3 protein-coding genes are annotated in these 15,532 nt (G+C 61.3%); 2 read left to right on the top strand and 1 reads right to left on the bottom strand.

The window, feature by feature from the left end:
* The first annotated feature begins 824 nt into the window (after nucleotides 1–824).
* Complete coding sequence (locus ACR0LF_RS05390) at nucleotides 825–14,027, top strand: hypothetical protein (RefSeq protein WP_480856087.1); 13,203 nt, start codon at nucleotides 825–827, stop codon at nucleotides 14,025–14,027.
* Between the two features lie 18 nt (nucleotides 14,028–14,045).
* Nucleotides 14,046–14,525 (top strand): invasion associated locus B family protein, encoded by a 480-nt coding sequence (locus ACR0LF_RS05385; protein ID WP_480627524.1) that lies wholly within the window; start codon nucleotides 14,046–14,048, stop codon nucleotides 14,523–14,525.
* A 169-nt stretch (nucleotides 14,526–14,694) separates the two neighbouring features.
* On the opposite strand, the gene ACR0LF_RS05380 is transcribed toward ACR0LF_RS05385, so the two are convergent.
* Nucleotides 14,695–15,426, bottom strand: coding sequence for a metallophosphoesterase family protein (locus ACR0LF_RS05380; RefSeq protein ID WP_480579967.1), 732 nt, complete (start codon nucleotides 15,424–15,426; stop codon nucleotides 14,695–14,697).
* Nucleotides 15,427–15,532: the final 106 nt, after the last annotated feature.

Raw genomic sequence — 15,532 nt, 5'->3', positions numbered from 1 at the left:
AACCGGTTTCGGCAACATAATTGTCAGTTTTTTGAAAGCTGAACATTTGGCACTGGGGCAGTTTTGGGGTCGGAGGAACGGCTTGCGCGGTTCCAGCGCTTATCTTGAATGAATAGGTATTCAGCGGTTTTTCGAATGAACGAAACGCCTCTCAGCCAAGAATAACACTGTTCAACGAATAAAACTTTTTGACATGCAGGGCCAATATGCGGCCCCTTCAGTTACTGTCCTTCTATTGCATCGTTTGAACATGAACTGTCCGAACTGTTTGTTTTTTCGCCGAAGGTACGGTGTCCTCATATGTGCCGAGCCCACCGCGTGGTGAAGCGGTGATACTAATCGTGTCGTCCAGAGGTTTCGACTTGATCGTCTGTATCGTCGCTCTGCCGCCAAAGTTGTGACGAGACGGTCTGATCGTTTAGCAACTCAAGGTAGAAATTGAGAGATAGAAGGGGCTTCGCCTACAAAAAGTTTCCGTTGCGGGCGCGCCATCAAGTATCGTGATGATACTTTAATGTTGCATTTCGGCAATGAATGGTGCCAATCACACGATTGCGTGAACTTAGTCACATTAATCTTATTAAAATTGCACATATGCTGGCCGAAGTGGTGATGGGGAAGCCTCGAATTGTAGGCCGCAGTGCTTCAGGACTGCACCCCTTTTCTATGTGATTTTGAAGAGTCGGTTGCGAGGTTCAGGCGTGAAAACCAAATCAAACCTGTTGTTGTCAGTTTCATTTTGTATCTTGATTTCAACACCTTTGTTTGCTGCTCCTACAGCCACGTCCAAAGTTGGCGACACAGTAACAAACCCTGTGACCGGCTTGGATACCACCGTCAGCGCGCTGATTGTCGACCCGGCTTCGACACCGACAGCCGGGACAACCGCCTTTGTAGAAACTGCTGACGGATATGTGTTCCTCGTCAAAAGCGCGGGCGACACGATTTACAATTCAGACAATCCGCCGCTTGCATTTAGTATTGTTTCGATAAGCGGAACGACAGCCCAAATCAGCAACTCTGGGGCGACTGGAACGTCAAGTCTGTCGACTCAGTTGACGCTGTCACAGTACAATAGCAACTTCAACAGTTCGGGTACTCCGGGCGCGGTCACGCCGCCCGTGAATGTCTCGGGGCCGAACGGTGTGAGCCAGGTTGTTTACGGTCAGGATGGCAGCAACGGACGCGATGGCGCGCTGTTCGTGCCACCAAGTTCAGGCGGCAACGGGGCCACCGGGCCTACGCAAACCAAATCGCTCAGCAGCAATGTCAATGCCACAAGCAATGTCGGATGGGAGGTCGGCAGCGTCGGCGGGGATGGCGGCAATGGTGGAGACTCGTATCTGAGTTTCTGGAGCGGCCGCGATGGCGGTGACGGCGGCAAGGGGGGTACTGTCAACGCGACACAAAACGCCAGCAGCGCGATCCAGACCTCCGGCAGTGGAAATGACGGTATTTTTGCGTTCAGCCGAAGTGGTGAGGCCGGCAATGGCGGCAGCGGCTATGCGGCACCGGGCGGCGGCACCGGAGGGCACTCGGCCGATGGCGGCAACGTGACTGTCACCCAAAGTGGGGCGATTTCGACCAGCGGAGCGTCGGCTGACGGAATCTATGCCTTGAGCGTTTCAAACAATGGCGGCAACGGCGGTTCGCAATGGGGATTGGTCGGATCCTCTGGTAGCGGCGGCTATGGCGGAAGTGGCGGCACTGTTGTTGTCAACACGACGTCAACCGGCAGCATCCTGACCACGGGAGATTACGCTAACGGAATTTATGCCCAGTCCATCGGTGGGTCTGGCGGCTCTGCGGGGACCAGCGGTAACCTTCTGGTCTCGTTGATCGGCGGTGCGGACAACGGCGGCAATGGCGGTCAAGTCTCGGTCTCGCATGGAGGAGCCATCGAAACGCGCGGTAGCTTTGCGCGCGGGATTGTCGCCCAGTCTATCGGCGGTGGTGGCGGTTCGGGCGGAACAGCCGGTGGTCTGGTGTCTCTGTCCCTGGGCGGTGTCGGTTCGAACGGCGGTAGCGGTAAATCTGTAAGTGTGGCCGTGCAGGGCTCGGGCAGCATTCTGACTCAGGGGGTTGGGGCTGACGGTGTAATGGCGCAATCCATTGGCGGCAGCGGTGGCACCGGCGCGAATTCCTACGGTCTGGTTGCAATCGGCGGCACAGGTTCCCGAGGGGGCACAGGTGCGGCGGTCAGCGTCAGCAACTATGGGCGCATCGTGACTCAAGGGGACGGCGCGCGAGGCATCATTGCGCAGTCCATCGGTGGCGGCGGTGGTGACGGCGGTTCGTCCGGTGGGATGGTGTCCGTGGGAGGCAACGGCAGCGGCGGCGGCGGCGGATCGACGGTGACCATTGTAAATGATGGCATCATCACCACTGGCGGTGACGATGCGATGGGCATCCTGGCTCAGTCCATCGGCGGCGGCGGCGGCAATGGCGGCTCGTCCGGAGCGGTCGGGGCTTTTGTAGGGGTGGCCATCGGCGGGGATGGCGGGGCTGGCGGCAAAGGCGGTGACGTCAACGTCACGTTGTCCAACACCGATAGCAGCCAGCCATCTGCGATTCAGACGTCCGGCGACCGGTCGACGGGCGTGTTCGCACAGTCGGTTGGCGGCGGTGGCGGCAATGGCGGCGGGGCTGTTTCGGTTGCCGTGGGTGCATTTGGCGCGGCTTCGGTTTCGGTCGGCGGATCGGCAGGCAGTGGTGGCGACGGTGGCAACGTGACGCTCAGCGGCGGTGGTTCAGCTTCGGTGCAGACCGGAGGGGAAGACTCCACCGGCGTCCTGCTGCAATCGGTTGGAGGCGGCGGCGGTAACGGCGGATATGCTGTCTCGGTCGCGGTATCGGGCGGCCCGGTCTCCGGCTCTCTGGCCGTGGGCGTTGGCGGCGAAGGAAGCAGCGGTGGCAAGGGCGGAAACGTCACGGTTGGCCAGTTCAACAGTAGTGGTGTGGCCACTGCCGCAGGGTTTGATGGCACGGTAGTGACCACCGGAAACCGGTCAACGGGTATGTTATTCCAGTCCGTTGGTGGAGGTGGCGGCAATGGCGGTCTGGCCGTGGCTGCAACGGGCGGTGCTTCGGCCTTGTTTTCTGGCAATGTTTCCGTTGGAATCGGTGGGAAAGCGGGCAGCGCCGGAAACGGTGGTATTGTGCAGGTTTCCACCAATGCGGATGTGACGACAACAGGCACAAACTCAAGCGCGATCATTGCGCAGTCCGTCGGTGGCGGCGGTGGCAATGGTGGCGGCAGCATCGCAGCTGGTATCAGCGCAAGCGGCGGGGCTGCGGTCGGGATCAATGTGGGCGTTGGCGGAGACGGCGGCGGTGCCGGTACCGGAGGCAACGTCACTCTGGTCGCTGGTGGAACCTCAATCGAAACCAGCGGGGCATTTTCCAGCGGCGTGGTTGCGCAATCTGTTGGCGGCGGTGGCGGCAATGGCGGTTATGCTGTCGGTGCCAGCGCCGATATCGGCGGTGCAGCTGCAGGATCTGTCAGCGTCGGACTTGGCGGCAAAGCTGGCGGCGGCGGAACAGGTGGAACTGTTACGGCACAGGTCGGCGCAAATGTAACAACACGAGGGAACGATTCCGGTGCCGTCGTCGTGCAGTCCGTCGGTGGCGGTGGCGGCAACGGTGGTTTCAGCGTCGCGGCTGGATTGGCCGCGGGTGGCGCAGGGGCCGGAACAGTTGATGTGGGCCTTGGCGGTAAGGGCGGTAGCGGCGGCGCAGGTGGCACGGTCACTGGCGTTCGCGTCAATGGCGATGTCCGGACCGAAGGGCTGCGCTCCTCCGGTGTGGTGATCCAGTCGATTGGCGGCGGTGGTGGTAATGGTGGCTTCAACGTTACCGCAGGCGTTGCGGCTGCAGGCGCCGGAGCCGGTTCGATCGGTGTCGGTCTAGGGGGCGACGGGGCTTCGGGAGGCGACGGTGGCATTGTAGATGGCCAGGTTGCCGGCAACGTCACAACCCTATCCGATAATTCAAGCGGCGTTGTGTTCCAATCCATCGGCGGCGGTGGCGGTAATGGCGGTTTCAACGTCACAGCCGGGATCGCAGGGGCCGGTGCCGGTGGCGGGGCCGTTACGGTGGGTCTCGGCGGCGGTGGCAATGGCGGCGGGATCGGAAAATCGGTCACTGGTCGTGTGACCGGCACTGTCAGCACAGGCGGAGCGGATTCTACGGCAGTTCTGGCACAATCCGTTGGCGGCGGCGGTGGCAACGGTGGGTTCAACGTCAGTGCCTCAGTGGCGGGCGCTGGTGTTGCCAGTGGTGCGGTCTCGGTCGGCTTGGGCGGTGACGGTGGCACCGGGGCTACCGGCGGTTCGGTGAATCTGACAACAACCAATTCCATTGTAACGGCCGGGGATCGGTCCTCGGGCGTAGTGGCGCAATCCATCGGTGGCGGCGGTGGCAATGGCGGCTTTAACATTTCCGGTACCGGAGCAGGAGCGGGTACGGCCAGCGGTGCAGTCAGCGTCGGGCTGGGTGGCACCGGCGCGGGTGGCGGCAACGGCGGTACGGTTACTCTGACCTCGAACGGCACGATCCTGACCCAGGGCAACTCGGCCACGGCGTTTCTGGCGCAATCCATCGGTGGTGGCGGTGGCAATGGCGGCTTCAACGTCAGTGCGGCGGTCCAGGGGTCTGGCGTTGCAGGCGGTGGCGTATCCGTCGGTCTGGGTGGAGACGGCGCAGGCGGCGGAAACGGCAACACTGTTATCGCGACATCCAATAACGCGGTTGAAACCCGCGGCGACAGTTCCTCGGGTGTGGTTGCTCAGTCGATTGGCGGCGGCGGCGGTAATGGCGGATTCAACGTAGCCCCGGTTCTGTCGGGGGCGGGTACGGCCAGCGGCGCGGTCAGCGTCGGACTTGGCGGCAAAGGTGACACAGGTGGCAATGGCGGCACTGTCACGTTGACGTCGAACGGGACCATTCTGACCGATGGCTTTGCATCCAGCGGGTTTGTCGCGCAGTCGCTTGGCGGCGGCGGCGGAAACGGTGGCTTTAACGTCTCACCTACGGTCTCGGGTGCTGGCACGGGGGCTGGTTCGGTTTCCGTTGGCCTTGGCGGCTCGGGAGCCGGAGGCGGCAATGGTAGCCGGGTCACGGCGAACACAACGGCGGATGTCGTAACCAAAGGTGGTGCCTCGGTTGGTATTCTGGCGCAATCCGTCGGTGGCGGTGGTGGCAATGGCGGCTTTAACGTGTCGCCAGCACTTGCAGGCGCAGGCACCGGGTCTGGTGCGATCAGCGTAGGTTTGGGTGGGTCCGGTGGCAGCGGCGGCACTGGTGGTGTCGTTGGCCTGACAGTTGCCAACAATGTCCGAACCGAAGGCGCACAATCCAGCGCGGTTGTCGCCCAATCTATCGGTGGAGGCGGCGGCAATGGCGGCTTCAACGTTTCAGCTTCGGTCGGCGGTGCAGGCACCGGGTCAGGCGCAGTTGCCGTAGGTCTAGGTGGTCGCGGCACCGGCGGTGGCGATGCCTCTGCGGTTACAGCAAACGTAACCGGCAATTTGGTAACCCTTGGGAACACCTCTACCGGTCTTCTGGCGCAGTCCGTTGGCGGCGGTGGCGGCAATGGCGGCATGAACATCTCGGTCGCGGTTGCTGCGGCAGGTACAGGATCGGGTGGAGCTTCAGTCGGTCTTGGCGGCGCGTCCGGCACCGGCGGAAATGGCGGTACGGCCACGGCCACTCTGAACGGCAACGTCTCGACCCAGGGCGACGAGTCCGGCGGTGTCATCGTGCAGAGCCTCGGCGGCGGTGGCGGCAATGGCGGCATGAATGTTTCGGCCACGGTCACAGTTGCTGGAAAGGGCAGCGGCGGCGCTTCTGTCGGGCTCGGCGGCAGCGGCGGCAGCGGCGGTGACGCCAATACGGCCACCGGGACAGTTGTCGGAAACGTCACGACTGCGGGCGACAATTCGGGCGGTGTTCTGGTTCAATCGGCTGCAGGCGGTGGCGGTAACGGAGGGCTGAATGTCTCGGCTGCCGTCAACATCTCGGGCACTGGTGGCGGCGCGGTTGGTGTCGGCATCGGTGGATCCGGCGGCAGTGGCGGTAATGCAAGCGCAGCCACGGGCTCGGTTACTGGCGATGTCACCACTACCGGCGAGAATGCGGCCGGGGTACTGGTGCAGTCCGTCGGAGGCGGCGGCGGCAACGGCGGTGTCAACATCTCGGGCGCGCTCAGCATTGCGCGTACGGGATCGGGTGCTGCGGGGATTGGCGTTGGTGGTTTCGGCGGCAGCGGTGGAACCAGCGGCGTGGTCGGCAATACGTTTGCGGGTAATGTCAGCACCTCGGGCACACGTTCGGCAGGCGTTGTCGCGCAAAGCCTTGGCGGCGGTGGCGGTAACGGAGCCACCAACATCTCGGGCGCGATTTCCGTGGCCAGCAACTATTCCGGCGCGCTGGGGATCGGTGTTGGTGGCTTTGGCGGCAGCGGAGGCGCGGCAGAGAATGTGACCCAGCAGGTCACGGGTACCGTTAATACGACAGGCGACGACTCGGTCGGCATTCTGACGCAGAGCCTCGGCGGCGGTGGCGGCAACGGTGGCACGAATATTTCAGCGGCCCTGTCCTTGTCACGTTCGGCCAACGCAGCGGTTGGCATCGGTGTCGGCGGATTTGGTGGCGGTGGTGCGGATGCAGGCGCGCTGGTTCAATCGACCGTCACGGGCGGTGTCCGGACCGGCGGCGACCGCAGTACGGCTGTTTTGACGCAGAATCTCGGCGGCGGCGGCGGCAATGGCGGCACGAATATCTCAGGCACGCTGGGCATCAGTCAGCAAAACGGCGGCGCAATCAGCTTGGGCGTTGGTGGTTTCGGCGGCGGCGCCGGAAACGCGGGAAATGTGATCAGCACCCTGCGGTCCAGCACAAGCGGCAGCGCGACCAGCTCGATTGTCACAACAGGTGTGGACAGTATTGGTGTGATGGCCCAATCCGTTGGCGGCGGCGGTGGTAATGGCGGTCTTAATGTTGCCGGTGCGGTGAATTTGACCGGCAAATCCGGTGCGGCCGTGGGCCTTGGTCTTGGCGGCTTTGGCGGTGGCGGCGGAGATGCCGGAACGGTGACGCTGGACGTTCAAAGCGACGTTGTAACGGCAGGTGACGGGTCGCACGGTCTGTTCGCCCAAAGCCTTGGCGGCGGTGGCGGCACCGGAGGCGTAAACATTTCGGGCGCATTGTCTTTGACCAAACCTTCGGGCTCGAACACGATTTTCTCGGTTGCGGCGGGTGTTGGCGGTTTTGGCGGATCGGGCGGCAATGCCAGCGCGGTTGATCTGGACTACACCGGGAACCTGCAAGCGGTGCCGATGGTGCAGCAATCTAACGGTACGTTTGTGGTCGACCAAAGCAAAGGTGCCAGCGGTATAATCGCACAGTCGCTGGGTGGCGGCGGTGGCAATGGCGGCACCAATGTATCCGGTGGCCTTGCAATCAGCGGCAAACCCGGTGCGGGTCAGACGGATCAGAGTAAATCCTATGCTGTGGTCGTAGGCGTCGGCGGCTTTGGTGGCGTCGGCGGCGATGCCGGAAACGTTGATGTGAACATCGGCGCAGGCAGTACGATACGAGCGCATGGTACCGGACAATCAGGTCTGCTGGCGCAATCCGTTGGCGGTGGCGGTGGCAATGGCGGGATGAACGTATCCGGCGGGATCGTTTCCGACAGCTCTCTGATCGTGGGCGTTGGCGGCTTCGCAGGCAATGGCGGTAAAGCGGGCGACGTTTCTGTAACGTCACAGGCCAATATTACCGTGACGACAAACCCGGACGACATCTCGATCCCGAACACAACGACTTTCGAAGACAAGCTGCGTAATTTTCTGGGCAACACGATTGTGGACGACACGCAGGAGCTGGCCTCGAATTTCGGGCTGGAACGTCTTTTCATCGATATGGGTGTCTTTAACGAAGACAAACAGGACACAGATGGTTCTGCCGGTTTGCTGGCGCAATCCATCGGCGGCGGTGGCGGCAATGGCGGCCTGAACGTGTCGGGCGGTATTGCGCTGAGCAAGGACGGCAAGATTCCGTCCGTTACATTCGGCGTCGGTGGTTTTGGCGGTAACGGCAACGTTTCCGGCAACGTGACCGTGGATCACGCCGGGGCTGTTTCGGTCGCGGGCAACTGGAAGCACGGTGTGCTGGCGCAGTCCATCGCAGGCGGAGGCGGCAACGGGGCCCTGAACGTGACCGGCCAGTTGAACTATGGGGATTCCAACAATTCGGATGGCAAAACCGACCTCAGCATTGTCGGAGGCCTGGGCGGCCATGGCGGTACTGGCGCCGATGCAGGCAATGTTTCAGTTACGCAAACCGGCGATATCGCGACGAATGGGTATCACGCACGCGGGCTCTTTGCTCAAAGCATCGGTGGCGGCGGTGGTACCGGTGGGATCAACGCGACTTTTGTCGGCACCAAGGACAGCTCACCCATCGCGATGGGCATCGGTGGCTTTGGCGGCGGAGGCGGTGACGCGGGCAGTGTCACTGTGGCACGCGGCACTGCTGTTGCGGCAGCGGGCACCATCACGACGGATGGTGTCGGTTCGCACGGGATCGAGGCGTCCAGCATCGGCGGCGGTGGTGGTGATGCCGGAATCAACGCGGTTGTGGGCATAAGTAAAACCACAGGTAGCAAGAGCAATGGTGGCACGGGCGATTCCAGTGGTCGAAAAACGCCCACGAACACGGGCGTCGATGCCTCTGTGATCGCCAACTACAATGCGGTTCTGGACCAGTTGGAAGGCAAGGTGAACCCGGCGGATTCCTCGGGCAACAAGACCGGCGTGTCGGCCGTGGTGGCCATCGGCGGTTCTGCCGGGACTGCTGGGGATGGCGGCACGGTGGATGTCGACCATTATGGCAATGTGCTCACCAAGCAGGACAGCAGCCATGGCATTTTCGGCCAATCCATCGGTGGCGGTGGCGGTAACGCAGCCCTGAACTTGGGTATGACCTACGAGTTGGCCTCGGACGCGACCAACAAGGGCTTTGGATTGGCCATTGGTGGCGGTGTAGGCAATGGCGGCAACGGTGGAGCGGTGGATCTGCGCCACACCGGTAACATCACCACGCAAGGGGCAAACTCGCACGGCTTGTTCGCACAGTCAGTTGGCGGCGGCGGCGGCAATGCTGGATACAACTCGGCCTCGACCTCGGTGGATGGCGGCAACGTGAACATTCAGATCGGTCGGGTCGGTGGCACCGGAGGGCGCGGTGGAAATGTCTACGCCAGCTCGAACGGGATCATCAGCACCTCGGGCAACAGCTCTTACGGTTTCTTCGCGCAGTCGATCGGTAACGGTGGCGGCAACTCGACCTCTACTTCGGTCAGCATTGGCACACCTAAAACCGGCGATAGCAAAGGCAACAAGGCCAGCTTGTCGGTCGGGCTGGAAGGCGGCACAGGGGGCGAAGCAGGTGACGTAACAGCCGTGGTCGCGGGCACGGTGGTCACGCGGGGTACGGATGCGCATGGTGTATTTGCCCAGGCCGTTGGCGGCGGCGGCGGTAATGGCGGCAAGGCCAGCAACTCGGCGGGCAAAGGTACGTCGATTGCATTGTCCATTGGGGGCAGCGGCGGCTCCGGAGGCCTTGGCGGCAAGGTTGATGTCACCAATACGGCGCGGGTCGCAACCTTTGGCAATCGGTCCAATGGGCTGCTGGCGCAATCCATCGGAGGTGCAGGTGGCACCGGCGGTATGGTGCAGGCGGGTCAATCGAACCTCGACACCATCAAGGCAGTGGTCAACCCGTCGACGGTGGGTACCACGGCGTCGATCAATGTTGGTGGCACCGGCGGGGACGGCATGACTTCGGATACCGTGACCGTGGACAGTGACGGGATCATCACGACCGAAGGGTCAATGTCACATGGTATCTTTGCTCAGTCCGTCGGTGGCGGTGGTGGCATGGGTGGTGTGGTGGAAAACCGGATCATCAGCTTGCGCAAGGACATCGGGAACACGGCAACCCTGTCCGTCGGTGGTAATGGCGGTACAGGGGCAACCTCTGCCGCAGTGTCGGTTACCAACCGCGACCTCATCCAGACCAACGGTGACAAATCCTCCGGTATCTACGCACAGTCCGTCGGCGGAGGCGGTGGTGACGCGCAACAGGTGCGCAACATCATTCTGGGCCGGTCCTCGGATGGGGCAACGACAAACGCCATTCTGATCGGAGGCACCGGTGGTACCGGCGGTGCAGGCAGCACTGTGACTGTTGTGAACACGGCCGATGGCAGAATCCGAACCTCAGGCAAGGAAAGCCACGGCATCTTCGCGCAATCCGTGGGCGGCGGTGGCGGCACGGGCGGCTCGACCATCTCGGTCGACGGGCGCTATGGCGGCGCAGAGGCCAGCACGCGGCGGGCCTTGCAGTTCGGTCTGGGCGGATCGGGCGGCACGGGCGGCATCGGCAGCACCGTTTCGGTCACCAACGCCGGGACCATCGTGACCACGGGCGAGGCTGCGCATGGCATCTTCGCGCAATCAATCGGCGGCGGCGGCGGCAATGGCGGCAGCTCAATCACCGGAACGCTGCGGCTGAAAACCGGGGACAACAGCTCTCCTACCGCACAGCTGAACATCGGAGGTTCGGGCGGCAGCGGTAACGTTGCTGGCAACGTGGTCGCCACCAACAGCGGTGACATTCAGGTGGATGGCGCAAGCGCCTATGGCATCTTCGCGCAATCAGTCGGCGGCGGGGGCGGAAATGGCGGGCTGGCCGTTGCGATGGATGTGAACGACCTCAAGAACACCATGACCGGCAAGTCCTATTCCAAGATCGCGATAGGCGGATCGGGCGGATCAGGTGCCGACGGCGGAGACGTTACAGTCAACCATACTGGCACAATCGTCGTGAATGCCGAAAACGGATACGGCATCTATGCGCAATCCGTTGGTGGCGGAGGCGGCAACGCGGGTTATTCAGTTTCGTCCCCGTTGATCTCGGCACTGGACTACACGATTTCACAGGTGCTGGGCGCTCGCACAGGAACGACCGGGTCGGTCGGCACTGTGACCGTCAATTCAACCGGCAACATTCTGGTCAATGGTGCTGGTAGTGAAGCGGTGTTCGCCCAATCGGTGAATGGCGGCGGAGGCAATGTCGATACATCTGTTGATTTCACCGCGACGACTTCTGGCGCAACCGGCAGTGTTGTCAGCAGCGATATCGCGTTGGGTGGTGATGATGTATCCGGCACAGCTGGCAATCAGGTTGCGCAATCGCATACCGGCAACATTGCGACGACCAAAGACAGGTCGACGGCTTTGATGGTGCAGAGCGTGGGCGGCGGCGGCGGCACCTCGACGAATACGGTGGATGTCGAAGAGGGCGACGGCATCGATATCTCCGCGCGCCTGGGTGCGATCAACACCAATGACGCCAGCGGTGGGAATGTGAACGGAAGCCGAAAAGGAGACGTTGGCACGGATGGAGCATTCTCCTCGGCTGGTGCGACGCAGTCCATTGGCGGCGGGGGCGGCAAGCTTGTGCTGAACAGCAACGGCACAGGCGTCGCTGGTACGGAAAAAGCAGCCTCGGTGATCCTGGGCTCGGATCCGAGCTTCAACAACGATGGTGGCAACATCGCCCTTTCGCTGGATGGTAACGTGTTCACCAGCGGCGACCGGTCCTATGGCCAAAGCGTTCAGAGCATCGGCGCAGGTGGCGGTGAGGTTGTCATCGCGGGCCTCGGAAAAGCGGATGTAACGCTGGGCGCGCAAGATGGATCGACCGGCGATGGCGGTGATGTCAACTTCACGAATGTCGGAGACATGACCACCAGCGGCAAGGGTTCGCACGGCTTCGTTGTTCAAAGCATCGGCGGTGGCGGTGGCCTGGTTTCGACCGATATGGACGCAAGCCGTATTACCGTTGATTTGTCGACCAATAATGGCGGTGACGGTGGCGATATTAACTTCGCTCAAACCGGGAATATCGTGACGAGCGGCGAAAACGCGATTGGCGTTGTGGCGCAATCACTGGGCGGCGGTGGCGGCATGGTCGACTCGGTCTTTCGCGGAACTGCGGGTGGTGCCGGGTCCGGTGGTGCCATCGACATGACCCTGACCGGCAATGTCCTGTCGGTCGGCCAGGGTGGTATCGGTGTTCTGGCTCAATCCGAAGGGCGCGATGGTGCCGGAGCGATTTCGCTTGGGCTGGATGGCGTGGTGCTGGGTGGCACTGGTCAGACGGACTCGGTCGCATCCATCGTTATGGAAGGTGGAACCAACAACGTGCTGAACCTGTCCGCCAACAGCCTGCTGATTGCCGGAAACAATCAGCTCGTGAATGGCGGAGGCGGCAACGAACAGATCTCGCTGGCGGGTGCGGCACTGGGCAACCTGAACCTGGGTGCGGGCACAAACAGCCTGACGGTTGAGAACGGAGCTTCGTTCTACGCGCTGGATACGGTCAATCTGGGTACTGCCGGACATATGCAGGTGAATGGCGATTTTGTTCTGGGGGCTACTTTAGGGCTGAACACGGCTCTGACGTCGACAGTAAAGGCCAGCGACTTTACCTTTGCCGGTAACGTCAGTCAGACCACCAACCTGACCGGAAGCCTGTCTTTTGGATCAACTGCCACGTCGACCTTTGACGTGTATTTCCTGACCACAGGCGCTTCGGGTGGTCGCAGCGACCTGGTCAATGTCACTGGCAACGCAACGATGGGCGGCACACTGACCCCGATGCTGAACAGGCTGGAACGGGCCTTGCCGCTTGTGATCATCAACCCGAATGGCACCGCATCCGATGCAGGGACGTCCATTCAGGACACGGTGGTATTGGACTATTCCATCGGCCTGAACGGTTCGACATCTGACGGCAGCTCGATTGATTTGGTAATTACTCCGGACTATTCGACCCCGGGAATGAACTCCAATCAGGCCGCCATCGGTGACTACATCAATCGGGTTCTGAACGGGCAGGGGTCTGTCGCACAGGGCGAATTCCTTGCGCTGGTCGGGAATATGCAGTCCGAGGCCAATGTCATCGCTGCCATCGACAGCCTGTCGACGTCGAACTACGCAGCCGATGCGGTGGATGCCTATCACGGAACCCGGGTCTTTGCCGACACGCTGCAGAATTGCGAACGGTTCACCGATTACCAGGCGGGCGACGATCCACGCAACTGCGTCTGGTTCACCGGCGGACGGTCTTTCTTTGATCGTGAACAGACCGGAATCTACGACGAGCTGGACATCAACAGCACCAACCTGTCCGCCGGTGTCCGTTTGCCGGTCGGGGACGAGCTGTATGCCGGGTTCGCTGTGGGTCACGACCGGATGAGTCTGCGGGATGGGTCAAATTACAACGCAACCGGCGATCGGTTTAATTTGGGTGCCTCGCTGACCAAGTATGTCGGTCCGTGGGAGTTTGCGGGCATGCTGTCTGCAGGTTGGTCGGATTATGACACGGTGCGTTCCGGCGGGGTCAGCGGCGTGCTGCCCAACGGTACTCCTGTAAACACTGTGGGCGTGAGTTCGATTACCCATAAGATGAACCACCAGAATCTGCGTCTGAGCTTTGCCTATGACCACAGGTTTGCCGGCGGCAATTCTTATCTGCGCCCCGAACTCGCCGTGGATGCCACACGTCTGGCGACCAACAGCAATGGTCAGGCCACCCTGTCCGGGATTGTTTTGCAAGACAGCAGCGAGATGATCTATTCGCTGGTGCCTTCGTTGGAGATCGGGACGGAACAGACTTTTGGCGCGTCGCGGAAACTGCGCGCCAGCTTGCGGGCCGGTGCCATCCTCTCGTCAGACGACACTGTATCGGTAACAGCCGGGTTCGCGGATGCCAGTGCCGCTGACGGAGGGTTTGCGAACACCAGCTATATCGGCGACGCGCACGGTTTGATCTCCGCGCAGCTGGGGTTGTTTGCGCTGGATGACAGCAGCTTTATCAACCTGAATGTTGATCATATGTTCGGAGACTCGACCGAGGCCCTGCAGGTAGGTCTTAGCCTTGGCGTACAATTTTAATCAATGAGGGACAGCAGAATGAGAACGTGGATATGCGCCTTGGGGGTGTCTTTGGGGATGGTACAGCCATTGGCTGCCCAGGATACCACCGCGCCGCTGTGGTCGGTCAATTGCAGCAATCAGGTCAATGGAACAGAACTGATATGTGAAATGACGCAAAGCATTGTTCTGACGGAGAGCAATCAGCGGCTTACAGCAATCTCCTTTGTGAAATCCGCTGGCAAGGACGAAACCGAGACGGTGCTGACCCTGCCCTTTGGTCTGTTGTTTTCCGAAGGGTTGACAGCAACGGTCGACGGCACCGAGGTCGCCAAGTTGGAGTTTTTGACCTGCGAAGCGCAGGGCTGCTTTGCCCGTTCTCCGGTGTCATCAGAATGGATGTCGGCAATGCGCGCCGGGGACCAGTTGAAGATCGAAGCTAAAAACAGGGTTGGTGAACCGATATCCTTTGCCTTCGACCTGACCGGGTTCAGCAAAGTCTCGGATCTGTTGCCTTAAGGCCTGTGCAATCGCGCGCGGCGTCGGGTTCTATTCGACCGGCAGCACCACCATTTCGCAGGCAATGTCTGGCGCAGCGCCGACTGCGCTGGCTTTGCTTGGGTGATCCTGAATTCGGACGGGCCGGATCCGCAACTGGGCGAATTGTCTGGCCGATAAGTTAACTGGTTCACCGCGGCTTCAGTGGCCTTCTTCCGTCTGCTTCGAGTACCCAACAGTCCTTTCCTTCGAACACGGCGGCGGTCAGGCTGTGGCCGTAGGCCGCACCGGTGTCCAGATTGATGCGGTTACCGTGATGTTCCGGGGTCGCAACATGGCTGTGCCCATGTACGACCAGCCAGGGATGGGGTGCTTTGTGGTCCAGAAACTCCTCTCGAATCCAGATCAGATCGTCGGGGTCTTGCTGCTCCAGAGCAATCCCGGGGCGAACACCTGCATGCACGAACAACAGTTCGTCTTGGCGGTGGAACGGCACAAGCCCGTTCAGGAAATCGATATGGGCCTGCGGCACCGCCGCTTTCGCCCGTGCGTGCACCTGATAGATTCTGTCGCCCTCGACCACGTCGACGCTGTAAGATTTCAGTGTCTCAACACCTCCGATCCGGGGATGCAGCCAGTGATATCCGACCAGCAGCCGGGCATCATTGCGCGGGTAATCCTCAAGAAACATCGCGCACATCTGATCGTGGTTGCCGCGCAGAAACACCCAGTTCCGCCCCTCGGCTTTACCTTGCGACAGCAGGTCCAGAACTGCGCGGCTGTCGGCTCCGCGATCCGTATAGTCGCCGATGAAGATGATACGGGCATCCGGTCCGCCATCTTTTTCGATGCGGGACAGCGCCCCTTCCAGCATCCCAAGCTGGCCGTGAACATCCCCGATGGCGTAGATAGGTTCAGACATACGTTTCCTTCCGGATCACTCATTCCATTTGAGTTTAAATTCTTCGCGGAAGGCGAAGCGTTCCAGATGCGCTTCGATCACCTTCTGCCAGCGGTTCAGGTCGCCG

It is taken from the genome of Ruegeria sp. E8 (assembly GCF_056533985.1).
The sequence above is the reverse complement of the archived record's forward strand: the minus strand, read 5'-3'. Positions and strand labels throughout refer to the sequence as shown.

Coding starts and splice junctions, on each gene's coding strand:
- ACR0LF_RS05385 (WP_480627524.1), top strand. CDS start 14,046: ATGAGAACGTGGATATGCGCCTTGGGGGTGTCTTTGGGGATGGTACAG.
- ACR0LF_RS05380 (WP_480579967.1), bottom strand. CDS start 15,426: ATGTCTGAACCTATCTACGCCATCGGGGATGTTCACGGCCAGCTTGGG.